21 protein-coding genes are annotated in these 22,677 nt (G+C 47.1%); 18 read left to right on the top strand and 3 right to left on the bottom strand.

Features of this window, described 5'->3' with window-relative positions; translation table 11 throughout:
• Nucleotide 1: 1 nt before the first annotated feature.
• Both SPIBUDDY_RS13520 and SPIBUDDY_RS13515 read left to right on the top strand, forming a co-directional pair.
• The gene (locus SPIBUDDY_RS13520; RefSeq protein ID WP_013608330.1) at nucleotides 2-193 is read left to right on the top strand and encodes a hypothetical protein; all 192 of its coding nucleotides are present in this window, start codon (nucleotides 2-4) and stop codon (nucleotides 191-193) included.
• On the top strand, nucleotides 190-861 hold the full coding sequence (locus tag SPIBUDDY_RS13515) for a rhamnogalacturonan acetylesterase (RefSeq protein WP_013608329.1): 672 nt from the start codon (nucleotides 190-192) through the stop codon (nucleotides 859-861). Before SPIBUDDY_RS13520 ends, SPIBUDDY_RS13515 begins: the two co-directional genes overlap by 4 nt.
• A 204-nt stretch (nucleotides 862-1,065) precedes the next feature.
• Here SPIBUDDY_RS13515 and SPIBUDDY_RS13510 read toward each other — a convergent pair whose 3' ends face one another.
• Both SPIBUDDY_RS13510 and SPIBUDDY_RS13505 read right to left on the bottom strand, forming a co-directional pair.
• Nucleotides 1,066-2,706, bottom strand: coding sequence for a cation:proton antiporter (locus tag SPIBUDDY_RS13510; RefSeq protein ID WP_013608328.1), 1,641 nt, complete (start codon nucleotides 2,704-2,706; stop codon nucleotides 1,066-1,068).
• Nucleotides 2,707-2,715: 9 nt separating this feature from the next.
• Entirely contained in the window at nucleotides 2,716-3,162 is a 447-nt protein-coding gene (locus SPIBUDDY_RS13505; RefSeq protein WP_013608327.1) for a PTS sugar transporter subunit IIA, read from the bottom strand.
• Between the two features lie 471 nt (nucleotides 3,163-3,633).
• Between SPIBUDDY_RS13505 and SPIBUDDY_RS13500 the strand changes: the two genes are divergently transcribed.
• The 12 genes from SPIBUDDY_RS13500 (at nucleotide 3,634) to SPIBUDDY_RS15880 (ending at nucleotide 18,039) form a co-directional block, all read left to right on the top strand.
• A complete protein-coding gene (locus SPIBUDDY_RS13500) occupies nucleotides 3,634-4,506 on the top strand; it encodes a hypothetical protein (RefSeq protein WP_013608326.1) in 873 nt (290 codons plus the stop codon).
• Between the two features lie 402 nt (nucleotides 4,507-4,908).
• A complete protein-coding gene (locus SPIBUDDY_RS13495; RefSeq protein WP_013608325.1) occupies nucleotides 4,909-5,421 on the top strand; it encodes a TRAP transporter small permease in 513 nt (170 codons plus the stop codon).
• Nucleotides 5,418-6,686 carry a TRAP transporter large permease gene (locus SPIBUDDY_RS13490; protein ID WP_013608324.1) on the top strand — a complete coding sequence of 423 codons (1,269 nt, stop codon included), beginning with the start codon at nucleotides 5,418-5,420 and terminating at the stop codon, nucleotides 6,684-6,686. Before SPIBUDDY_RS13495 ends, SPIBUDDY_RS13490 begins: the two co-directional genes overlap by 4 nt.
• Before the next feature lie 20 nt (nucleotides 6,687-6,706).
• Entirely contained in the window at nucleotides 6,707-7,711 is a 1,005-nt protein-coding gene (dctP, locus tag SPIBUDDY_RS13485) for a TRAP transporter substrate-binding protein DctP (RefSeq protein ID WP_013608323.1), read from the top strand.
• A gap of 17 nt (nucleotides 7,712-7,728) precedes the next feature.
• Complete coding sequence (locus tag SPIBUDDY_RS13480) at nucleotides 7,729-8,835, top strand: isocitrate/isopropylmalate dehydrogenase family protein (protein ID WP_013608322.1); 1,107 nt, start codon at nucleotides 7,729-7,731, stop codon at nucleotides 8,833-8,835.
• 52 nt (nucleotides 8,836-8,887) lie between these two features.
• A complete protein-coding gene (locus SPIBUDDY_RS15885) occupies nucleotides 8,888-9,235 on the top strand; it encodes a VOC family protein (protein ID WP_013608321.1) in 348 nt (115 codons plus the stop codon).
• Nucleotides 9,232-9,894 (top strand): aspartate/glutamate racemase family protein, encoded by a 663-nt coding sequence (locus SPIBUDDY_RS13470; RefSeq protein WP_013608320.1) that lies wholly within the window; start codon nucleotides 9,232-9,234, stop codon nucleotides 9,892-9,894. The genes SPIBUDDY_RS15885 and SPIBUDDY_RS13470 overlap by 4 nt, the downstream gene beginning before the upstream one ends.
• Nucleotides 9,895-9,938: 44 nt before the next feature.
• Nucleotides 9,939-10,616: a GntR family transcriptional regulator gene (locus SPIBUDDY_RS13465; RefSeq protein WP_013608319.1), complete on the top strand. Its 678-nt coding sequence runs from the start codon at nucleotides 9,939-9,941 to the stop codon at nucleotides 10,614-10,616.
• A gap of 235 nt (nucleotides 10,617-10,851) precedes the next feature.
• Nucleotides 10,852-12,846 carry a transketolase gene (gene tkt, locus SPIBUDDY_RS13460; protein WP_013608318.1) on the top strand — a complete coding sequence of 665 codons (1,995 nt, stop codon included), beginning with the start codon at nucleotides 10,852-10,854 and terminating at the stop codon, nucleotides 12,844-12,846.
• Nucleotides 12,847-13,509: 663 nt separating this feature from the next.
• The gene (locus tag SPIBUDDY_RS13455) at nucleotides 13,510-14,085 is read left to right on the top strand and encodes a class I SAM-dependent methyltransferase (RefSeq protein WP_013608317.1); all 576 of its coding nucleotides are present in this window, start codon (nucleotides 13,510-13,512) and stop codon (nucleotides 14,083-14,085) included.
• Nucleotides 14,086-14,188: 103 nt separating this feature from the next.
• Nucleotides 14,189-15,493: an ISL3 family transposase gene (locus SPIBUDDY_RS13450; RefSeq protein ID WP_013605953.1), complete on the top strand. Its 1,305-nt coding sequence runs from the start codon at nucleotides 14,189-14,191 to the stop codon at nucleotides 15,491-15,493.
• Between the two features lie 155 nt (nucleotides 15,494-15,648).
• Nucleotides 15,649-18,039: an EAL domain-containing protein gene (locus tag SPIBUDDY_RS15880; protein ID WP_013608316.1), complete on the top strand. Its 2,391-nt coding sequence runs from the start codon at nucleotides 15,649-15,651 to the stop codon at nucleotides 18,037-18,039.
• A gap of 8 nt (nucleotides 18,040-18,047) precedes the next feature.
• Here SPIBUDDY_RS15880 and SPIBUDDY_RS13440 read toward each other — a convergent pair whose 3' ends face one another.
• A complete protein-coding gene (locus SPIBUDDY_RS13440) occupies nucleotides 18,048-18,398 on the bottom strand; it encodes a DUF3147 family protein (RefSeq protein ID WP_013608315.1) in 351 nt (116 codons plus the stop codon).
• Nucleotides 18,399-18,561: 163 nt separating this feature from the next.
• On the opposite strand from SPIBUDDY_RS13440, the gene SPIBUDDY_RS13435 reads away from it, so the two are divergent.
• The 4 genes from SPIBUDDY_RS13435 to SPIBUDDY_RS13420 all read left to right on the top strand — a co-directional run bounded on the left by SPIBUDDY_RS13435 (nucleotide 18,562) and on the right by SPIBUDDY_RS13420 (nucleotide 22,670).
• A complete protein-coding gene (locus SPIBUDDY_RS13435) occupies nucleotides 18,562-19,575 on the top strand; it encodes an ABC transporter substrate-binding protein (RefSeq protein WP_013608314.1) in 1,014 nt (337 codons plus the stop codon).
• Nucleotides 19,576-19,637: 62 nt separating this feature from the next.
• Entirely contained in the window at nucleotides 19,638-20,702 is a 1,065-nt protein-coding gene (locus SPIBUDDY_RS13430; RefSeq protein ID WP_013608313.1) for an ABC transporter ATP-binding protein, read from the top strand.
• Complete coding sequence (locus SPIBUDDY_RS13425) at nucleotides 20,699-21,523, top strand: ABC transporter permease (protein ID WP_013608312.1); 825 nt, start codon at nucleotides 20,699-20,701, stop codon at nucleotides 21,521-21,523. Before SPIBUDDY_RS13430 ends, SPIBUDDY_RS13425 begins: the two co-directional genes overlap by 4 nt.
• Nucleotides 21,524-21,641: 118 nt before the next feature.
• Nucleotides 21,642-22,670 carry an IS1/IS1595 family N-terminal zinc-binding domain-containing protein gene (locus tag SPIBUDDY_RS13420; protein WP_013608311.1) on the top strand — a complete coding sequence of 343 codons (1,029 nt, stop codon included), beginning with the start codon at nucleotides 21,642-21,644 and terminating at the stop codon, nucleotides 22,668-22,670.
• Nucleotides 22,671-22,677: the final 7 nt, after the last annotated feature.

The raw sequence follows: 22,677 nt of genomic DNA, 5'->3' as shown, positions 1-22,677 counted from the left end.
CATGTCCGATATTCTGATTCTCATCACCATCTATGTGGTGGCAGCAGCCCTTGGGGGAATTGGACTGTACTTTTTGCTTACGCATCACACAAGCAAGCCTCATAAACACGAGAGGCCAAACAAGCAGGCCACTATTTCCACCGAGGATATGCTTCCTGGTTGGGGTAAGGAAGAAGAGGAATCGAAGCGATGAGACAGATTTTTTTGCTCGGCGACTCCACCTGCGCCCACAAGAGTGATGACAAGCGCCCGGAGACGGGGTGGGGGATGGCACTCCAACCGCTGGTCAAGAAACCATGGCAGATACTCAATCTGGCACAAAATGGCCGCTCGACCAAGTCATTTCTTGACGAAGGCTTGTTCGATTGCTGTTTGGACCAGCTTACCGAAGGTGATTGGGTTTTCATCCAGTTCGGGCACAATGACAGCAAGGAAGATGAAGCTCGGCATACCGACCCTTGGACAACGTTTCAGGGAAATCTCCTTCTGATGACTGACCAAGTACTGGCAAGGAAGGCGCACCCTGTGCTGCTGACACCTATTTGCAGAAGGCGCTTCGATGAGAGGGGAAATCTGGTCCAAACACATGGCGAGTATCCCATGGCAATCCTTTCATTGGCTGAAAGCCGAGGCTATGCTGCCTTGGATATGACAGAGAAGACGTTTCAGTTGTTCAACCAGCTGGGTCCTGAGAACTCCAAAATGCTGTTTTTGCACCTGAAGAAGGGAGAACACCCCAATTACCCGGAGGGAGTAGCCGATGACACCCACCTGAATGAGTGGGGTGCCCAGGTTATTGCCACCCTCATACTGTCCCAGCTACGGGACTTGTATGCTTTCGTTCCCTTTCTGAAAGACTAGTAAGTCGTTAGTACTCAATTTCTTTTTGGAACTATTTCCTCTTATCGAGGAGTGCAATCGTGTGTGTGGTAAGAGTGAGCTGAAGAAAGTGGTGAGATTCGCAACTATGTGCCTGATTAGAGGGATGGAGCACGCTCTTGATGGCGTGCTCCATGAATCGGATGAGGCGAAAGCGTCATTGTGCAAATTCGCCTTATATTCCATTTACTGGACCTTGTTCGGCCCTTCGGTTTCATCATGCTGTGATGCGAACATACGCATCAGAAGATTCGCACCCATCATTTCCGGCTCCTGCATGCTTCTCAGGCTGTCGGCGAACTCCTGAAAGTCGACCAAGCTCTCCATGAGCATCAGCCGTGCATAGGCTTCCTGCTCTTTCTTAGCGGATAGCTCAAGCTTCGCTCCGAGCCTTCGGAGGATCAACACCGTTTCTTCCTTGCGAATCTGCCAGGCACGGACCGAACCTTCGATGGTCCTGATGAAGAAGCCCTCACCGCGGAATGCGTCAGCCAAGGAGTGGCGCATGAAATCGGCCGTCCGCTCCGAGGGAAACTGCAGTTCGATTGTCACCATCCCCTGCATTTCATCGGTTACCAATGTTTCGCGGTACCCAGAACCACCCTTGAACGAGGCGAGAATCATCGGGGGTGCTGCCACCGATGCCAAAAGCATTGTCATTACTGCGACACCAAACATGTCATTTCCAATGATACCGCTCGATAGTCCGATCCCAGCAACAATCAGGGCGACTTCACCGCGAGGGAGCATTCCGGTGCCGATGCGCAGCGCCCCTTTGAGGTTGAACCCCACAAAAAGCGCGGGAAGTCCGCACCCGGCGATTTTGCCGATGAATGCAGCGACGTTGTAGATGAGTCCGAAGACGAGAATCGATCCCAAGGCTTTGAAATCGACCATCATTCCCATAACAGCGAAGAATACTGGGACGAGGTATTCACCCACAGCATTGACCCGCTCGTTGATTTCACCGGCGACATCGGTCTGGCTGAAGGAGAGTCCGGCGATGTAGGCTCCAATGATCATTGCCAATCCCGCCATTTCCGACAGACCTGCAAGCAAGAGTGCGATTCCGAACGAGATTTCGGCCAGTACTCCCAGCGACTCCATGCGTTTCATCTGTTTTGTCAATCGTGGTGCCAGTAGAATTCCTGCGACCATGCACAGAACCCAGAACCCCACTGCCTTCAGGGCAACCGCACCGATGCTTCCCCACGCTACTGTGCCCCCTGCGAGAGACACCGTCGAGATGCCAACCACCACCGAAAGCAGGATGATGCTGATAACATCATCCAATACCGCCGCCGCCAGGATGGTCACCCCCTCAGGGCTTGATATTTTGCGTGTCTCACTTAAAATTCGTGCAGTGATCCCAATTGATGTCGCTGTGCTTATGATGCCCAGGAACAATGCTTCGGGGTCCATCAGGGAGTCGACTGCGGGATTGAAAAGAACGGTGATCCATGCACCGAGGAAGAAGGATATGATCACTCCCCCAAGACCGACCACTGTGGCCTTCCCGCTGAAGCGCAGGAACGTGGGCAGGTCTGTTTCCAACCCGCTGGTGAACAACAGCAGCACCGAGCCCACCGTCGCAATTCCGTACAGTTCAGGCGTCACCGGAATCGAGCCGGATACCACAGGGAACAAGGGTCCCAAAGCCCCAAGGGGTATGGCTCCCAGTACGTACGGGCCCATTACCATTCCCGCAACGAGTTCACCCAGTACCTTCGGCTGGCCCAGCTTGCGCGAAAAGAACCACCCACACAGCTTGGCGGCCACCAGGATTACACCTAGTTGCAGTGCCAGCATCATCATTTCATGTGCCATCGCTTTTCCTCACAACCCGAACACGGACAGTACGTCCTGCGCGTTCTTTGATTGGAGCAGGCGCTCGCGCGCCTCCTCCGTCCTGATTACCATGCTCACCTCTGCCAGGAACTGCACATGCGGTCCCACACGATCTATCGGCGACAGCGTCATGATGAAGATCCGGCTCGGCAATCCATCCAGGGCTGCGAAGTCCACTCCCTCCGGCTTCAGACCGATGCACGCCACCAGCGATTTGACTGCAGTCGTCTTAGCATGCGGGATAGCCACCCCGTGCTGGAGCCCGGTTGACATCTTTCTCTCGCGCTCCATCAAGGCCTCATATACAGTTTCCCGATCGGTTACCAGCTGTGCCTCGACCAGGACTTCCAGCAGCTCGCGAATTACTTCTTCTTTTGTCGTCCCTTGCAGTGATGTCTTGATCACCGCGGGACTTAATTTATTCTTGATATTCATATAAGAAGTGATACCATTTGCGCGGAGTTCACACAAGATATTGAGAGCATTCTTCCGAGTGAGAACAAGGATGCAAGGTATGATCGAAGAGGGTAAGTATTTTAATGCATAGTCAGAATATAACAAGCATGATAGTACTCATCACATTCCTGTTGGGCTGTGCTGCCTTGGATTTGACTGAGAGCACGTTCCGCTTGGGTCCTGGGAATTCCAAAATACTGTTTCTGCACCTAAAGGGGGGTACCCTAGGTATTGCCGCCCCATACAGTCCTACTTAAGAGAGTTCTACTCAGGTAGCCTTTCTCTGGGAGTGCTTGATTAGGCTAAATACCTAATTCGATATGATACGCTTTCATATAAGGTATTGTTTGTTGGATTCTTGGTTTTTCAAATTGTGGAATTGTTAGTTTTTTTAATCGTTCAGTATTACTTATGCTATGCTGTATCTACCTTAATTTTGGAGGAAGAGCTGTGAAACGGAATACATCAAGGACTATTCTTGCATTGTTGGTTGTTTTATTGGTAGTTGGGGGCTTGTTTGCCCAGACAACTACTTCAGGTACCCTGAAATTCACCGGGGCTTGGGATGGGAAGAAGGGCATTGAAGCCAAGGGTGAAGCAGCCTACCAGGTGAAGATTCCCATGCTGGTCGGTGAAGGCCCGCTTATGAGTGGCAACAACCTGAAGCTCAAGACCCAGATTGGAGTCTCTCCGATTGCTGCAACCGCTACCCTGGATGCAGTCTTGACCCCAATCGCCGTTCTTGAAGTCAGCCTTGGCGGCGGAGCAGGAACTGGTTGGGATTTCTCTTTGATGGATCTTGCCGGCCTGAAGCTGGCCACCGGCGGTATCGGCACTACACTAAACTCTGACCAGCTTGCCGGAACCTACTATATGGGAAGACTTGGTGCTGCATTCCAGTTTGACACCGGAGCAATTCTCGAAGGTGATTGGACCAGCGTAGTCATCCGTGCCTATCAGGAATTGAACTACAAAGGCTACTCCAACGCACCTGCAGACATTGCCTGGGAGTTTGAGAATGGGGGAGCCATGGTCAATGGTTTCAACTACAAGGGCGAATACATCCTTGGCTATCAGATGCCTCTCATCGTCAACCTTGTTGGTGTACAACTCGAAACCTATGCGTACAACGTGCTTGATAGCGCGAGAACCGGCTTGTTTAGTGACCTGAGTATCCTTGCCAATACTCAGATCAACGAGAATCTCTCGGTACTCACCGCCGTTCAATTTACGAATTTCGAGAAGGATGCCAACAGAGTCATCGTCAAGAAGGCAGAACCTGCCTTCAAACGTGTTGCCATGATTCTCAGTTATGGCTATTAAATAATCCTGCTTTCTATATTGTCCTAAAATCCCCGACCCTCATTGAGAGCCGGGGTTTTTTCCGTCCGTGAAGTTCAGTAAAAATCAGGATTTTACAGATCTTGTTGAGAGTTCATCTAGAAAACGTATTGTGCTTGCATTGGAATTTCATTTAAATCATCAGGCTTTCTCAAGTTTAAAATGGTATACAATTCAATATTTTGCAAGCTATGGTATTCAGAATGATAGTAAAAATGTGTACAATATTCATGAAAATGTATACAGTTATAAACAATAACAAGAACAATAATACTGTAAAATCATATAATAAAAGAAATAGAAAAACTACCATAAATTGATCTTTTTTATTGACAGATACATATGTCGATGTTACGATGCTAATGTATACAAAAGGAGGATTCTATGAAGGGCAGCAAACGCGAGCACACTGATAATACATTTATCGCTCTGGTTGATATCTTTAATACATGGTTGCAGTATGTCGGGATTTTAATCCTTTGCATCATGACAATTACAGTATTTGTTGCTGTGTTATCAAGGTTTTTTATTGGTTTCTCATTAAGTTGGGTTGAAGAAAGTGCCACTTTTGCCATGGCCTGGATATGTGCCATTGGTGCTGGCCTGACAGCTAGAAAAGGTGGGCTTACCACCATTGAAATTGGTGTCATGTGGTTGCCCGAACACATTAAGCGTGTGGTTGCAGTTATTGCTGCACTCATCAGTTTCTGTATCTTTACTGTAATTATCTATTACGGAACCGAAATGGCCATTATTGTAAATTCCCAGCATGCAACGACAATACCTATGCTCACAATGTTCTGGGTATATGTCGCGATGCCTTTCGGAGTATTGATAATGTTTGTGAATACACTGATTCATACCGTTGAAGTTGTTCGAGGGGGGGCTGCAAAATGATTGTTGTTGTACTAATACTTATTGTTACAATGTTCCTCGGTGTTCCTATTGCTTTCTCATTGGCAGGTGCCTCAATTGTAGGATTCCTAATTTCTGGAACAAGCCTCATGGTACTTGGACAGCAACTTACCATGGGAATTGCGAAGTATTCCTTATTACCCTTACCCTTTTTTATTTTTTCTGGTTACCTGATGGGCCAGGGTGGAATTTCAAGAAGACTTATTAAAGTAGTACAAGCCTATACCGGACATAGAACAGGTGGTGTGGCAATGGTTACCATCATTTCCTGTATGATTTTCGCTGCGGTATCTGGATCAAGTTCTGCAACCACTGCTGCAATCGGTTCAATCCTGATTCCAGCAATGCTTGAAAGAAAATATGATCGGGCTTTTGCGGGTTCTGTCACTGCAGTTTCGGCTGAGCTTGGTATGATTATTCCACCAAGCATTTCCATGATTATCTATGGTGTAATAACTGAAACATCAATAGCGAAATTGTTCATGGCGGGGTTTTTGCCTGGTATTTTCATTGGCATCACTCTGATAATTGTCTCCTATGTACTTTGTAGGAAAAAAGGCTATTCGGGGTCTGAAAAGGCAAGTAAAGAGGAAAAGCATAATGCATTAAAAGACTCATGGCTTGCTCTTCTTATGCCAGTAGTGGTCCTCGGTGGTATCTATACAGGAATTTTTACTGCAACCGAATCTTCTGTAGTAGCCGTAGTGTATGCAATTATCGTTGGTACATTCGTCTACAAAGAAATTAGCTGGGAGAAGTTCAAGAAATCAGCAATCGATACCCTTACAACTTCAGGAATGATTATGATGGTGATTGCCTGTGCAACCGCATTCTCTTTCCTTCTGACGAGAGAACAGATACCTCAAAATGTGGCAATAGCATTCAGTACCATTGCACCGAACTCTGCAGTTTTCCTCATACTGACGATTCTTCTGCTCACTTTGACTGGAATGTTTTTCGATTCTACATCTGCAGTAACTGTACTTGCAGGAATCCTTACCCCTGTTGCTATCGCTTTTGGAATTAACCCAATTCATTTTGGAGTAATCATGATTGTCAATATGGCGATAGGGTGCGTAACGCCTCCTGTGGGAGTAAATCTATTTGTTGCTTGTAAGTTAGGGGATATTCAGATGGAGAAAATGTTTAAGGAACTGATTCCCTTCTGGATAGTAATACTACTCGACCTAATTGTGATTGCATTCGTGCCGCAATTGAGTCTCTTTTTACCAAGTCTAATGCATTAAGCATAAATAAGGAGAAATTCATGAAAAAGATTCTAATTATGGTACTAGTAGCACTAGTAGCCACGGTCGGTGTGTTTGCAAGTGGTGCGTCAGAAAGTGGAACTGCTGCAGCACCTAAGAAAGTTGTAGTTGCTCATACCGGCAATGAAAGAACTACGTATCAGACAGGAATGTTAGCATTCAAATCGGAATTGGAGAGCCTTACAAATGGAAGATTCGTCTGTGAAATTTATCCTGCTACTCTTGGTGGCGATAAGGTTCTCATGGAAGGGCTTCAGATCGGGACTGTCGATTTTGCAGAGGTTAATACTTCTGTTGTAACAAGCATTGTTCCCGAGCTGTCAGTTTTGGACCTTCCCTACTTATTCGCTAGCAGTGAACATGTTTACAAAGTTCTTGATGGTGAGATTGGTGCCCAGATGCTCGCGCTCGTTCAGGCGAAAGCAGGAATTGTTCCCGTAGCATATTGGGAAAATGGGTTTAGGTATTTTACGAATGATGTAAGGCCAATCACAAAACCTGATGATCTGAAAGGCATCAAAATGCGCAGCATGCAAAGTGCAACCCATCTTGCGTCTTATAGATTGTGGGGTGCTGATGCTACTCCGATGAGTATCTCTGAAATGATCACTGCTATGCAGCAGGGAGTAATTCAAGGGCATGACAACAACGCTGACACTGTTGTTGCAAATAGCATGTGGGAATACCAAGATTACTTCTCTGAAAGTGGGCACTTTTATGGAAGTAAGGTGCTTGCCTTCAGCCCGAGTTTCTGGAAATCCCTTTCCTCAGAAGACCAGAAGTTATTTGTTCAAGCGGTCAACTATGCGAGAGATATACAGAGAAAGGAAGTGTCTGTCAGGTTTGAGAAATCAATTCAGACGCTGCAGGAGAATGGCATGAATGTAACAAGGAAGAAGGATATCGATACAGATGCTTTCATCAAATCAGTTCAGCCGGTTTGGGATGAGTATAAAAATAAATATGGCGATGAATTAATTAAAAAGATTGAGAGTGCTCGTTAAGCGCAAGGAGATGGTAGATGAGAAAGTATAATATCGCGTTGCTCCCAGGAGATGGCGTTGGCCCTGAAGTAGTGAAAGAAGGAGAAAAAGTCCTTCGAGCAGTCTCAAAGGTAGTGGGACTTGACCTTGATTATCAGGAATACTATGTAGGGAACCAAAGATATCTTGAACATGGAGAGGTTCTGCCGGAACAAACGTTCCAGGATTGTAAGGCTGCTGATGCAATTCTCATGGGTGCAATTGGACTTCCTCGAGCAGGCATGAAACCGGTAACCGACAAATATGGAACAGAAGTCACTGGGCATCTTATGTTCAAGCTCAGATTTGACCTAGACCTTTTTGCAGGGGTTCGACCGATTAAATCGTTTCCCGGTGTTCCTTCCGCACTTGCAGGAAAGGATAGAAAAATAGATTTGATTATTCTGAGAGAGAGTACTGAGGGGTTGTTTTCCTCATACGGAGGAGGAGGAGTAGTCAATGATGCATGTGCCTACGATACTCAGATCATAACCAGAAAAGGAACTGAGCGAGCTGCTCGATACTGCTTTGAGCTCGCTATAGGAAGGAATGGCAGACCTGTTGATGGGAAAAGACTGGTAACCTGTACGCATAAGGGAAATGTATTCAGATCATTCGCTTACATGACTAAAGTATTCAATGAAGTGGCAGAAGAGTATAAAGAAAGCGTTGATTCAGAACTTTGTATGATTGACGCACTTACATTGCTGATGACGCAACGGCCTGAGAACTACGACATTATTCTTGCAGAGAATATGCATGGGGATATTATCTCTGACATGGCTGCAGCTTATGTTGGCGGAATGGGTATGGCTCCGAGTGGTGACATTGGGTTTGAACACGGATTATTTCAACCTTCACATGGAAGCGCTCCTACTATTGCGGGTAAGGGATTGGCCAATCCTACTGGTACGATTTTGTCAGCAAAAATGATGCTTGATTGGTTAGGCCGAAAGCATGAAGATGCAGCACTCACCAAAGCTGCGCAATTGATTGATGATGCCGTGTACCAAACCTTCCTTGAAGGGGTGAGGACATCAGATGTTGCAGGTACTGCTTCTACGTCAATGTTTGGCGATACAGTAGTAAAGCACATAATGAAATAAGCATATTGCCGACCTTCGAAAGAGGGTCGGCAATCATTTCTAGGATATGATTATGATAAAAAGCGTTCTCGACCATTGTGCAGTGATGATACAAGACATTGAATTTGGAATTAATCTTTGTGAAACAGTATTTGGTATGACCGTGAGAAAGACTGAGATGAAAGAGGATAGAATCTTTCAGATTTGGTTTGATCAAGGAATCCAACTCACCAGAAGTGATTTCCCAGGAGTGCCGGGACATGAAATTGTGAATCATATTGGGATTCGGGTGGATGATGTAGAGAAGTGCCTCTCGTTGGCTAGCAAGTATGGTGCGAAGTCTCTCGAAAAAGGATTAAACTGGCTTGTATTCCCCTTTGGACTTTGTATAGAAGTACTTCCCATGGAGAAGCATGTATGAACAGGATAGCTTTGATCCATACCGTACCAACCGTGTATTTGTCATTTGCAAATGGACTCAAGGAATTGCTTCCTGATACGAAAATTACCAATATGCTCGATGATTTTCTCGCAAGTGATGCAGAAGTACGCGGCTATTTTTCAAAAGAGAATCAAAGACGGTTGTATAGTTTTTTAGATGCGGCAGAAAAAACTCATCCGGATGTAATCGCTGTGACATGCTCAACCCTATCCCCGTATGTTGTGGCTGCAAGGGCTTTATATGATATTCCACTCGTGACTATTGATGAATTGATGATTTGTGAATCTGTTCGGATAGGGACTTCGATGTTGATTGTCTCAACTGCAGAAAGTACTGTTATCCCAACAAAAAACAAATTATTGGATGAAGCCGTAAGGCAGAAAAAACATATTCTTATCGATAATATTGTGTGTAATGAAGCATATGTCGCAATAAAGAATCGCGATACAGAAAGGCATGATAAACATGTCCTTAAAGCAATACATGAAATACAAAAAAACTACGATGTGATTATTCTTGCTCAAGCTTCCATGGCACATCTCGAACAACAGGTACGTGCAATTACTTCAAGTATTGTAGTCAGTAGTCCACGGTTCTGTATCCAGAATATCATGGCTGTATTGAAAACATGTCAATAAGTCTTTATGATTTATGAATCAAGACAAGGTGGAAATAGTTCAATATGGATGATACCTCACGAAAAGTATGTGATCAAGCGTATGCAAATATTAAGAAAAAGATTCTGGATTTCGAATATAAACCGGGTGAGAGCATCGCTGAAACCACATTATCCGCGAGCTTAGGTATTAGTCGGACACCGATACGAGAAGCTTTGAGACGTCTCGAACAAGATGGACTTTTAGAAAATAAGAATGGACGGAAAAAAGTTACAATCATCACAGTTGATGACTTGCAGCAAATATTTGAACTGAAAATTGCTATTGAAGGCATGGTAATGAGAAACTGTGCAGAAACTCGCACAGAAAAAGATATTTCCAAATTGAGAAAAGCCATTAAACAAATGACTGATCTTGAAGATAAAGCAAGAAATGGATTCACGAAAAATTTATTTAATGAGTGGGGTGAGGTAAATGCCGCCTTCCATTCACTTACGTATAAGATTGCCAATAATTCCAGAGCTGAAGCAATTATCAATAATCTCAATATGCAATGGCATCGTTGGCGCGTTGGTATTACTGCAATGGAATGGAGACTGGAACGAAATATCAGTGAGCATATCCAGTTTTGTGAGGCAATTATTGAGGGAGATGGAGGGAAAGCTTTTCAGCTTATGGAAAAACACACAAAAGACTTGTTTAATACTGTTGTCAATATTATTAAAACATTCTCTCTGGATTAGGCCTGAACGTATATTTTTGTCCAATTGATCAAAAAGTCAGAAAACGGCTTTCTGAGAGACTGGGCTTTTTGTTATCTAGACCCACTCAAAGTTTTAACTTATGGCTATTAAACAGATTTGACACTTTTGACTTTATATCGATACTGCGATATCTTGTCAGTACAGATTATGCCCCGGTTTTTTGCAAATCCGGGGTATTTCATACCTAACCGATAGACACTTTTTGGAGGGATAGATGAAAACGAATCAACTTGCAGATGCAATCCGTATATTAAGTATGGATGGTGTGCAGAAAGCAAACTCTGGACACCCCGGAGCCCCAATGGGAATGGCCGATATCGCCGAGGTTCTGTGGCGCAAAATTATGGCACACAACCCCAAGAATCCTCAGTGGGCTAACCGTGACCGCTTTGTCCTTTCCAATGGTCACGCTTCCATGTTGCTCTATTCTCTGCTTCATTTGAGCGGCTATGACTTGGGTTTGGATGACCTGAAGCAGTTCAGACAGCTTCACAGCCGAACAGCCGGTCACCCTGAATATAAACTGACTCCGGGTGTTGAGACCACTACCGGACCCCTTGGACAGGGCCTTGCCAATGCTGTTGGTATGGCTTTGGCAGAAAAAATGCTTGCTGCCCAGTTCAACAAAGAAGGCTTTCCTGTTGTAAACCACTATACCTACACCTTCCTTGGTGACGGATGTCTTATGGAAGGTATCAGCCATGAGGCTGCTTCCCTTGCTGGAACCTGGAAGCTTGGAAAGCTTATTGCTATCTACGACAACAATGGCATCTCCATCGATGGCGAAGTAAAAGGTTGGTTGACCGACGACACTGCCAAGCGCTTTGAAGCATACGGATGGCAGGTGTTCAAAGACATCAACGGTCATGACTCCGATGCAATCCAGAAAGTTATTTCTGCTGCCAGATATGAGACCTCCAAGCCCACGCTGATCATGTGCAAGACCACCATCGGCTACGGCTCCCCCAACAAGGGTGGAAAGGAATCGTGTCACGGTGCACCCCTTGGCTCCGATGAAGTTACTCTTGCCCGCAAGCAGCTCGGCTGGGAATACGACGAGCCGTTCTTCGTTCCCGAGGAAATCTACAAGGCATGGGATCAGACAGAACGGGGTGGTAAGCTTGAGCACAAGTGGAACGATCTCTTTGCTTCCTACGAGAAGGCTTATCCTGCTGAAGCTGCTGAACTGAAGAGAAGACTCAATGGTCAGTTCCCTGCCGATTGGGAAGCTTCTTTCGACGCAGTGGTGAAGCAGTGGCAAGCTGATAAAGTAAAGGTAGCAAGCCGCAAGGCAAGCCAAATGACCTTGGATGTATTGGGCAAGTTGTTTCCCGAGCTCACCGGCGGTTCGGCTGACCTCTCTCCCTCCAACCTTACCCAGTGGAAGGGTGTACAGGACTTTGATGTAACAACCGGCAAAGGCACATACCTGCGCTTTGGTGTTCGTGAGTTTGGTATGACTGCCGTTCTCAACGGCATGGCCCTTCACGGTGGCTTCCTTACCTACGGTGCAACCTTCTTGATGTTCATGGAATATGCCCGCAATGCGCTTCGCATGTCCGCTCTCATGGGACTGCGCAACGTCATGGTATTCACCCATGATTCCATCGGCCTGGGCGAGGATGGTCCCACCCACCAGCCGGTCGAACAGATTGCAAGTCTGCGCATGACTCCGAACATGACTACCTGGAGACCCTGTGATGCCGTTGAGACCGCCTGCGCTTGGAAGAGTGCAGTCAAGCGGACCGATGGCCCGACAGCCCTGTTGCTCAGCCGCCAGAATCTGGCTCCGCAGGAGAGAACGGAAACCCAGCTCGCTCAGATTTCCAAGGGAGCTTATACTCTCTATGAGTCTGCAGCAAAGCCGCAGGTGATTCTCATCGGAACCGGTAGTGAAGTATCACTCGCCCTGGAAGCAGGCAAGAAACTTGCTTCCGAAGGCAAAGCTGTTCGTGTAGTCTCCATGCCCTCTCCTGAAGTCTTTGAGAGGCAGGATGCAGCCTACAAGGAAGCCGTACTTCCAGCTTCTGTGAAAGCACGCGTTGCAGTCGAAGCTGCCTGGACTGATTTCTGGTACAAGTATGTCGGTCTTGATGGCAAGGTCATCGGTATGCACAGCTTTGGTGAGTCCGGTCCTGCTGAGAAGCTCTATGAGTTCTTCGGCATTACCGCTGTTAAGGTGTACGAAGCTGCAGCATCACTGCTGTAGGTAATACTCTCTCTAGTTTATTCAGCCCGCTTTCCTTTGGGGAGGCGGGCTTTTCTGTACTTAGCAGGTATGAACATGCATACAACACCCCCGCGTGAGCGGGGAAAACGTTTTAACTTCCCTCCATTGTACTAGTCAATAAGAAACACCCCCGCGTGAGCGGGGAAAACTCCCAATACTTGGAACAGAAACACGATCTTTTCGAAACACCCCCGCGTGAGCGGGGAAAACACTGATGTTATTCTATCACTGGTTCAAATACGGTGTTTTTTTTGGGCTATTACCTTTCCTACTCTGCTTTATTTAAAAATCAATGGTGCAGTGCTAATGAAGCGACGCTTTATGTAAGTTCTCTACTGATAATTGCTTTGGTTGACACCCGCTAGTTTCTTGAAAAATACTATCATGAGCATTGTACCTTGCTTTCTTTGCAGATAAAGGGAAAACTAACGCAGATTGGTTCTCAATGTAGAAATATCCGGCAATTATCCTGATTGCGTTCTGTACCTAAGTAAGCCGATTAAAAATTTGCAAGGAATATTTCCTTATGACCTTGTTCTCCCTCTTTTGATCTGTACCATGCCGTTTTTTAATCTTCCCCAGGATCCTCCTTGTTGATAGAACTACTTACATAGTACAATAAAGAAGGCGGAGGCTTATGCGATGGACTACTATGACAAGCATGCTGATAGCTATATCAGTACTACCGTCTCGGTGGATATGAGCATGCAATACTCGATGTTTCTTCCCTATCTTGTAGAAGGTTCCTCCATTTTGGATGCCGGCTGCGGGAGCGGGCGTGACAGTCTTGAGTTTCTGAAGAGAGGGTACTCGGTTGAAGCCTTCGACAATAGTATTGCGATGGTTGAGCATGCACGAAACCTCACCGGTTTGGATGTTCGACGGCTCTCCTTTCAAGAAATGGACTATGAAGGAGCCTTCGATGGTATTTGGGCTTGTGCTTCGCTCTTGCATGTACCCAATACTGAGTTACCTTCTGTGTTTGTCCTTCTGCACCGGGCTCTTAAACCGCAGGGCTTGCTTTACTGTTCCTTCAAGGACCGTGAAGCTGACTTCTCCCAAGAAGGAAGAAGTTTTTCCTGTTTTACGTCTGATGGCTTCAAATCTCTTCTTTCTGAGCTCTCCCTCTTTGAGCTTATTGAGCTTAAAAACTCCCAGGATATGAGAGTGGGAAGGGAAGATGAAAGGTGGTTGAATCTACTTTTACGTAAGAAATAATACAAAGATGAAAGGGTTATTCGCTGTTTCTGGTGGGTAAGACTCAATTGGGTATTCATGAATAGAGGGTAATTTGCTATGTTTAGAGCAAGGAGCAAAGCAGATGATCGATCCGCATATTCAGAAACTTTTCAGCCTCGGATTGGGCCTTGAGGAACCTTGGCGCATCACTTCACTGGAGATGGTTCCGTCCGAGAAGCAGCCAACGCTGTTGGAACTCCACATACGGATCGATTTTGAGGAAGGGTCGAGTTTCCCGTGTCCAGGCTTCGACCAGGGCTGCAAGGTCCACGACACACGGGAGAGAACCTGGAGGCATCTTAATTTCTTCCAGTATCGCTGCTACATCACGGCGAGGGTTCCCAGGATCATCACGCCCGACGGCAAGGTGAGGACCGTCCCGGTGCCCTGGGCAAGAAGCGGCAGCGGCTTCACCTTGATGATGGAGGGGGTGATACTCACCCTGGTGAAGCATATGCCGGTCAGGACGGTTGCCCGGGAGATCGGGGAGCACGACACCAAGCTGTGGCGCCTGATCGATTACCATGTGGGGGAGGCCCTCAAGGACCAGGACTTCTCGGATGTCAGTGCGATAGGGGTGGACGAGTACAGCCACAAGGGTCACAACTACATCACGGTATTCCTCTCCCATCCCGATGTCGTCACCGATGAGGCTGGAAGGCGCAGGCAGGCGGGGAAAGCGAGGGTACTCTTTGTGACGGAAGGAAAAGACAAGGATGCCGTGAAACGTTTTCTTGAGCGTTTCAAGGAGAAGGACGGAAAACCCGGGCAGGTGAAGGTTGCCACCAGCGACATGATCCACGGCTACCGCAGCGTCCTGGGGGAGAGCTTTCCCGAGGCCGTCGTCACCGTGGACAAGTTCCATGTGGTCAAGAATTGTTCGGATGCGGTGGACAATACCAGGAAACGGGAAATGCGCAGCAAGAACGCCGCAAAGACAAAGGACCTGAAAGAGACGCGGTACATCTGGCTGAAGAACCCCGACAACCTCACCGACAGGCAGCGGGAGCGGCTCGGCCAACTGCTCCAGGTCGAATATCTGGATACGGTCCAGGCCTACAGCTGCCGTCTTGAGCTGCAGGATTTCTATGAGACCCACAAGGCCTATGACGAGGACATGGTGTCTGACTTTGAGCGGCTGGCCATCAGATTCGCCAACTCGGCGGTCATGGAAATCCGCAAGTTTGCACAGTGCCTGACCAGGAATGCGGTGGAGATTCTCAACTACTTCCAGACCCTGAGGACCAATGCAATCCTGGAGGGGTTCAACTCGAAGATAAGCATCATCAAGAGCCGTGCGAGAGGCTTCAGGAACATGAGGAACTTCATGAATATGATCTACTTCGTCTGTGGAGAATTGTCCCTTCCCCTGCAGCCAATCATGTAGAGCTACCCACTATAAACAGCGAAAGGCCGATGAAAGTTGGATATATATAAACATGATAAAAAGATACAAATCCTTCCCCCATTGCAACACACCCATATGTACATTACTATTAAGGAGTCGATAGCAAGTATCGGTAGGCTAAGGGAGAAAAGTCTTTGCTCAGTACATCGTTGTTTGCCATGCTTTTCATCACCGTATGTATTGTCTCCCTGGTAAGCGGAATTCTGGTTGTACAGAATGACCGAAAATCAGCTGTTCACCAAGCGTTCTTTGCTTTGGTAGTCTCGCTCATTCTCTGGACGCTTGGATTAACCATGTCCACCATCGCTTCCTCGGAGTCTATTGCACAATGGGGGTATCGCATCTCCGCCTTTGGATGGGGAAACCTCTATGCAATTCTTCTTCTGTTTATTCTTCGCCTCACAAACAGGCCCTATCGCAACTATTACCTGCTGTTTATCCCCACCGTATTGATGATACTGGTCTTCGGACTTCCCCTAGGCCTCTATACCTACGACTTGAAATTCACCCGCTTTGGGTATGCTCTTTCTACTGTCGATACCTTCTGGGATTACATCTTCTATGCCTACTATATTGGGTACACGATTGCGAGTGTCTATCTCCTGTTCAGCTGGAAAACAACGCGGGAACAGAAACAGAGAAAACAGATTTTATACTCGCTGGTCATTGCCTTTCTTGTCGGTTCAGTAACCGACGTGCTTCTGCCTGCACTCGGTTTTGAATTGCCTCAACTTGGACCGATCATTCTTGTCGTGCCTATAGTTCTCTTTTCCCAAGCGTTGCGAAGCAGAAACCCCGTGGTTGTAGGATTGGACTCCAATTCTCGTTATACCATCACCTTTATCGGAGTAGCCCTGTATGTACTCTTATCAGTAGTACAGGTCCGGTTGGCAGTAGATGCAAGCCTGCTTGGCTTGTTCAACCTCCAAGAGTCGACCTTTAGGGGTATCATCACCCAGATGCAGATGTTTATATCCATCTATCTCGTCCTACGCGCAAAGAGAACCGGCGTTATTGCGGCGCTTCTGGTAAACGGTGCAAATCTTGTTTCCTCCTTGCTATTTCTCCTGAGAACAAACTCCGCGGCTCCCATTCCAGGCATTATCTCCTATATCGGAGTGTTGTTGCTCGTCTATCTCATCATGGAATATGAGCAACGCTCTGAATGGTACATCTCCCACATGGACTCCCAACGTGTTGAACTTGAGCAATCACAGGAAAAGCTCTATACCATGGCTTTTTATGACTCACTTACCAATCTCCCCAATCGAGACTATTTCATTGAGCAAGTTGATCTGGCGATTGCTCAGTCATCAAAAAATGGGCAGTTGATCGGACTTCTCTTTCTCGATTTTGATTCCTTCAAATCCATCAACGACACCGCCGGGCATGCCACCGGTGATTTGGTACTGAAGAAAATTGCCCATGTGCTTGCATCAGTCTTGGACAAGGATGATGTGATAGCCCGATTTGGCGGCGATGAATTCCTTATGCAAATAAAAAGGCGAAAGGAAACTGATATCCTGCAGGTGACCAGACAGATCATGAAGGCGCTCAAGCATCCTATTGTCATCGAAACTGAGGAATACTTTCTTCCCGCCAGCATCGGAGTTTCGATGTATCCGACTGATGGCAACGACGCCGAAACCCTGATCATGAATGCCGATATTGCCATGTACTCTGCCAAGGCGAAGGGAAAGAATCAGGTAGTATATTGCGACGAGGAAATGAAGGAGCAGACAACAAAGAGGCTGCGACTGACAAACAGCCTCTATAGGGCCCTTGATAAAGGCGAATTGTATGTTATGTACCAACCCCAGGTAGACACAAAAACCCGCAAGGTCTGTGGGTTTGAAGCCCTCGTGCGTTGGAACAACCCAGAGTACGGCCTGATTCCTCCCTTGAGTTTCATTCCTCTCGCCGAGCAAACCGGCCTCATCCGCCCCATCGGTTTGTTTGTTCTTGAAGAAGCCTGCAATCAGCTTGTTTCCTTTACGAGTCAGTTTACGGAAAGGCTGACCATGTCGGTCAATCTCTCCCTGATACAACTAAAGGATTCCCGTATTGTAGAGAAAATCCAGGAAATACTGGTTCGCACGGATGTTGATGTCTCTTGCGTGCAAATAGAGATTACCGAGAGTGCCAACTTCTTGGACGAACCGATTCTGCTGCAGCGCCTGATTGAATTGAAAGAACTTGGTCTTTCAATAGCCATTGACGACTTTGGAACCGGACACTCGTCCTTCAGTAGACTGAAGACCTATCCCATTGATCAGCTGAAAATCGATATTGAATTCGTACGGGGCATCAGCACCGGCTCAGAGAAGGATATGGCCCTTATCAAGAGCATTATCCAGATAGCAAAGAATCTGGGAATTGAAGCCCTTGCTGAAGGCGTGGAGACCGAGGAGCAACTGCAGTATCTCAGTGAACACGATTGTGACAAGCTGCAGGGTTATTACTTCTCCAAGCCCCTGGAGGTTGAGGCTATTATCCAGAAAAATATGCTGACACCCCGGAACTAGGATCTCTGCTACAACGTTACATGAAACAAGCGCAACACCCACACAAGAGCGCCGTACAGGACTATGGTTGCTGAAACCGATATGCCCAGGCTCGCCCAGAAATGCAGACCTTTGGAAAGCAGGGCAGGGAAGAGCAAAAAGAATGCCAGAGAAGGCAGTACGAGCCAGAAAATCGAACGGGAAAGATCGGCAATCGCCTGTGTTTCCGTCTTTTCCAGGTACATCCAAATCAAGGCAAGCAAGGATGTAAGCGGCAACGAAGCGATGAGTGCCCCAACGAAAGAACTTCGTTTGGCAATCTCACTGACAGCAACGATCAGGGATGCAGAGAGGGTTAGTTTGACAAGGTAGTAGAACACAGCGGCCTCCGATACGTTCTTTATATCCTGTTTGTGAACCGGATGCTAGAAGTTTGACATTTCGAATCTGTCGACATGATTGCCGTATTCTCGCCTTGTGGGCACACAAAACCAGTTCTAGAATAGAACTAGATTACCTTGTGTGATCCAAAAGGAGAAAACTATGAAGAAAGCATTGGTGTTACTCGCCGCAATTCTGCTGATCTCAACGATCAGCCTCTTCTCTGCAGCACAGCCTGAGGCAAAGCCTGTTTCGAATGAGCTGACTCTCTACTATTCCCACGCAGCTGACTGGACAGACCCCATTATCAAGGAATTCCAGGACAGAACTGGCATAAAAGTCAATCTTGTTGGTGCTGGAACTGGTGAACTGGTTTCCAGAATCCGTGCTGAGAAAGACAACCCACTCTCTGACGTACTTTGGGGTGGTGGTTCTGACTCCTATCAAGTTATTGTTGAACTCCTCGAGCCATATTCCCATGCGCACATGGACAAGGTTCTGCCCGTTACCCGAGACCCGGGTAATCGCTGGCATGGTACTACCATCGACCCGATGGTAATAATCTATAATCCAAAGCTGGTGGCTGAAGCCGATGCTCCCAAGGGTTGGGCTGACCTACTTAATCCCAAATTCAAAGGAAGAATTGCTCATGCCGATCCGGCCCGTTCAGGCTCTTCCTTCATGGCTCTTATCATCCAGTTGCTCTCTATGGGAGGAGACAATGAAGTTGGTTGGACCTACATGAAAAACTTTGTTACCAACCTTGACGGTAAGTTGCTCGGTTCTTCATCGGGCACTTTCAAAGGCGTTGCTGACGGTGAATATGCTGTGGGAATCACCTATGAGGAAGCCGCTCTCAAGTATGAGAGAGCTGGTGCAAACCTTAAAGTTGTCTATCCCGTAGAAGGCTCTTCCAAGGTTCCCAGTCCTATTGCTATCGTAAAGGGTGCAAAGAACCTAGAGAACGCCCAAAAGTTTGTTGACTTCATCCTTAGTAAGGATGTCCAGGTTCTAATGGGAAATCTCAATCGTCGTACTGTACGTACCGACATCGAGTTGCCCTCCATCATGATTCCAAACGACAAACTCGGCGATATTCCTTACGACACGGTTTGGGTCGGCCAGAACAAGGACCGCATCATGAACCAGTGGAAGAATTTGATTGTAGGTCGCTAATGCCTATCTCTTGCCAGGCTTCAGTCAGAAGCCTGGCACACTTTCTAAAGGAGCTTTACATCATGAGCCAGCCATTATTCATTGAAGAAGTCACCAAACGCTATGGGGACTTTACTGCCATAGACAGAGTCAGCATCGCTATTAAAAAAGGCGAGTTCTTTACCCTGCTCGGACCATCGGGTTGCGGCAAGACGACGTTGCTCAGGATGATTGCAGGTTTTAATAGCATAGAGGCTGGTACAATACGTTTTGGGGAAACGGTAATCAACTCGATTCCCGCATACAAACGAAATGCAGGCATGGTGTTCCAGAACTATGCCATTTTCCCCCATCTCTCGGTCTTTGACAACGTAGCGTACGGTCTGAAAGCCCGCGGCTACACAAAAGAGAATATCGAGAAGGACGTAGAAGAGGTCTTGGGTTTGGTGAAAATGAGCGAGTACAAGGATCGTCAGCCCTCACAGCTCTCCGGAGGGCAACAGCAGCGCATCGCTCTTGCTCGTGCCATTGTGATAAAGCCTGACGTATTGTTGATGGACGAGCCGCTCTCCAACCTTGATGCCAAATTGCGCATTGAGATGCGCTCGGTCATCAAGAAAATTCAGCAGAATCTGAATATCACCACCGTTTATGTTACTCACGATCAGGAAGAAGCCTTGGCGATGAGTGACCGCATCGCTGTCATGAACTTAGGTACCGTTCAACAAATCGACAAACCCTTGGAAATCTACACCCGTCCACAGAATACCTTTGTCTCCAACTTCATCGGCATCTCTAGCTTCATTCCGTGTACAGTAGTCGGAAACGCTGTCTCACTGCTTGGGCATACCTTCGCGATAAAGCTTAAGAAACAGCACACAGGAGAGGCAATATTGGCTGTTCGCCCCGAAGAGGCGAGTCTGTCGATTACCGACAACGGCGGCATCCCTGGTAGAATACAATTTGCCACCTTCCTAGGTGATTTCATCAACTACGAAGTCGAATTGGGTGGTGAGCGTGTAATCCAAGTCAACGAATACTTGAAGGAGGGTTTGGCCATCAAGCAAGCAGGAGACGTGGTGTATGTCTCCTTTGACCACAAGAGTGTGAACCTCTTCACTTCCGATGGAAAGGAGAGTCTGGTATGAGAGAGCCTAACTGGATGCAGAAAGGTCTGAATAGATTCGGCTTCTGGGGCTTTGTCATTCTTTCAGCCTTTGGCTTGGCAATTTTCTTCTTGGTCTACCCTCTGGTCGGAATGCTCTCTCGCAGTTTCCTCGCCAACGATACAGGAAAGCTGTCACTGGTGAATTATGTCGACTTCTTCCGCCTTCCCTATTATTTCAACACTTTAAAACACAGCTTTGCTGTTTCCATTACCACTACAATCTTTGCGATACTACTGGGAGTCCCAATGGGATATGTAGTTGCCCGCTTCAATATCCCAGGCAAAAAGATTCTCAATGCCATGGTTATCATAAGCCTGCTTTCACCTCCTTTCATTGGAGCCTACTCGTGGATTATGTTGCTGGGTCGAAATGGTTTTATCACAAACCTAGTACGGCATATTGGTATTGAGATTCCTACCATCTATGGGTTTCGCGGTCTGATTCTTGTTTTTACCCTTAAGTTGTTTCCCTTTATTTATATGTATGTCCAAGGGGCGCTACAGACGTTCGACAGCTCTCTCGAGGAAGCAGCTGAGAACTTAGGTGTTCACGGACTGAAGAAGCTTCTGACGGTTACGTTTCCCTTAATCATGCCCACAATCACAGCCGGAGCGGTAGTAGTATTTATGACAAGTCTGGCAGATTTAGGGACTCCGATGCTCATCGGAGAGGGTTATAAGGTTCTTCCTGTTCTTGTTTATGAGGAATATATGAGTGAAATCGGCGGCAATGCAACTATGGCGAGCACGCTGAGCGTAATTATTAAAAATCCGTATTTGCACACGGGAGCTGACCAGTGAATAGGAAGGGACGCCGAATCATGGTAGAATATCCATGAATCCGGCGGAGAGGCTGCATTTGGAGCGTGGTGGCCCTTGATGCAGCTTCAAAGCTTGGTTCTTCAAGAGGCCACCACCTATGAAACCAGATCAGCACAGCACATCCCGGCGTTCCACGCCCTGGGATGAACAAGGAGACATCACTCCTTCCCAGGCTTTCATCAAGCAGCATCATGAGCGTCATTACCATGAGCGGCACCATGCCTTAGCCGAAACAAATGAAGCCGAGTTCCTCAACAGCAAGATTCCTTTTGGTTGCAGGCTGTGCGGATCCAGTGACATTAAGAAGGCCGGACTGTCGGCAAATGGTGTGCAGATGTACCGATGCAATGCCTGCTACAGGAAATTCACCGTGCTTACTGAAACGGTCTTCGACGGGCACAAGATACCAATCAGCGAATGGATAGAGTATCTGTACAACTTGTTTTCCTATGTAAGCCTGCGTGCGGACTCATGGAACAACAAGAACGCCATAACCACGTCCCGATTCTGGCTTGAGAAGGTATTCCTCCTTGTCCAGGAATACCAGGAGGGCATCGTCCTCGAGGGTGAGGTGACCCTTGATGAGACCTTCTATTCCGTACGCACCTCGGATCTGGTCATGCAGGAAGGAAAGAAGCTGAGAGGCATATCGAGAAACCAGATCTGCATCGGCGTCGCCTGCGACTCCCATCATGTTTTCTGCACATTGGAGGGATACGGAAAGCCAACCCAGAGAAAGGCGTACGAATCCTTCAAGGATCACATCAGGCCTGGTTCGGTGCTCATCCATGACAAGGAAGGCTCCCACAGAAAGCTTGTTGAGGGACTTGGCCTTCAAAGCAGGGCCTACCAGTCGGCAGAGCTTAAGAAGCTCCAAGACAAGGAAAACCCGATGGAACGCGTCAACAGAATCCATTTCTATCTGAAGAGGTTCTTTCTTGCCCATTCCAGCTTCGACAGGGACTCGATTGAAGGCTTCATCAACCTCTTCTCATTCGTGATGAATCCTCCTAAGGAAAAGCTTGAAAAAGTGGATATTTTGATCAATTTGGGAATTGAGTGCTCCCGAAACATCTCATATCGGGAGCTGTTTCTCAAGAAGAAAGCGAATTCTGAAGGTTTCTAGCTCCCGT

The organism is Sphaerochaeta globosa str. Buddy (assembly GCF_000190435.1).
GTDB classification, from domain to species: Bacteria; Spirochaetota; Spirochaetia; order Sphaerochaetales; family Sphaerochaetaceae; genus Sphaerochaeta; species Sphaerochaeta globosa.
The sequence above is the reverse complement of the archived record's forward strand: the minus strand, read 5'-3'. Positions and strand labels throughout refer to the sequence as shown.

What these genes read in the sequence shown, in the direction of transcription:
- SPIBUDDY_RS13510 (WP_013608328.1), bottom strand. Translation starts at nt 2,706, where the DNA reads ATGGCACATGAAATGATGATGCTGGCACTGCAACTAGGTGTAATCCTG.
- SPIBUDDY_RS13430 (WP_013608313.1), top strand. Translation starts at nt 19,638, where the DNA reads ATGAGCCAGCCATTATTCATTGAAGAAGTCACCAAACGCTATGGGGAC.
- SPIBUDDY_RS13455 (WP_013608317.1), top strand. Translation starts at nt 13,510, where the DNA reads ATGGACTACTATGACAAGCATGCTGATAGCTATATCAGTACTACCGTC.
- dctP (WP_013608323.1), top strand. Translation starts at nt 6,707, where the DNA reads ATGAAAAAGATTCTAATTATGGTACTAGTAGCACTAGTAGCCACGGTC.
- tkt (WP_013608318.1), top strand. Translation starts at nt 10,852, where the DNA reads ATGAAAACGAATCAACTTGCAGATGCAATCCGTATATTAAGTATGGAT.
- SPIBUDDY_RS13505 (WP_013608327.1), bottom strand. Translation starts at nt 3,162, where the DNA reads ATGAATATCAAGAATAAATTAAGTCCCGCGGTGATCAAGACATCACTG.
- SPIBUDDY_RS13420 (WP_013608311.1), top strand. Translation starts at nt 21,642, where the DNA reads ATGAAACCAGATCAGCACAGCACATCCCGGCGTTCCACGCCCTGGGAT.
- SPIBUDDY_RS13495 (WP_013608325.1), top strand. Translation starts at nt 4,909, where the DNA reads ATGAAGGGCAGCAAACGCGAGCACACTGATAATACATTTATCGCTCTG.
- SPIBUDDY_RS13425 (WP_013608312.1), top strand. Translation starts at nt 20,699, where the DNA reads ATGAGAGAGCCTAACTGGATGCAGAAAGGTCTGAATAGATTCGGCTTC.
- SPIBUDDY_RS13450 (WP_013605953.1), top strand. Translation starts at nt 14,189, where the DNA reads ATGATCGATCCGCATATTCAGAAACTTTTCAGCCTCGGATTGGGCCTT.
- SPIBUDDY_RS13435 (WP_013608314.1), top strand. Translation starts at nt 18,562, where the DNA reads ATGAAGAAAGCATTGGTGTTACTCGCCGCAATTCTGCTGATCTCAACG.
- SPIBUDDY_RS13520 (WP_013608330.1), top strand. Translation starts at nt 2, where the DNA reads ATGTCCGATATTCTGATTCTCATCACCATCTATGTGGTGGCAGCAGCC.
- SPIBUDDY_RS13465 (WP_013608319.1), top strand. Translation starts at nt 9,939, where the DNA reads ATGGATGATACCTCACGAAAAGTATGTGATCAAGCGTATGCAAATATT.
- SPIBUDDY_RS13470 (WP_013608320.1), top strand. Translation starts at nt 9,232, where the DNA reads ATGAACAGGATAGCTTTGATCCATACCGTACCAACCGTGTATTTGTCA.
- SPIBUDDY_RS15885 (WP_013608321.1), top strand. Translation starts at nt 8,888, where the DNA reads ATGATAAAAAGCGTTCTCGACCATTGTGCAGTGATGATACAAGACATT.
- SPIBUDDY_RS13480 (WP_013608322.1), top strand. Translation starts at nt 7,729, where the DNA reads ATGAGAAAGTATAATATCGCGTTGCTCCCAGGAGATGGCGTTGGCCCT.
- SPIBUDDY_RS13515 (WP_013608329.1), top strand. Translation starts at nt 190, where the DNA reads ATGAGACAGATTTTTTTGCTCGGCGACTCCACCTGCGCCCACAAGAGT.
- SPIBUDDY_RS13490 (WP_013608324.1), top strand. Translation starts at nt 5,418, where the DNA reads ATGATTGTTGTTGTACTAATACTTATTGTTACAATGTTCCTCGGTGTT.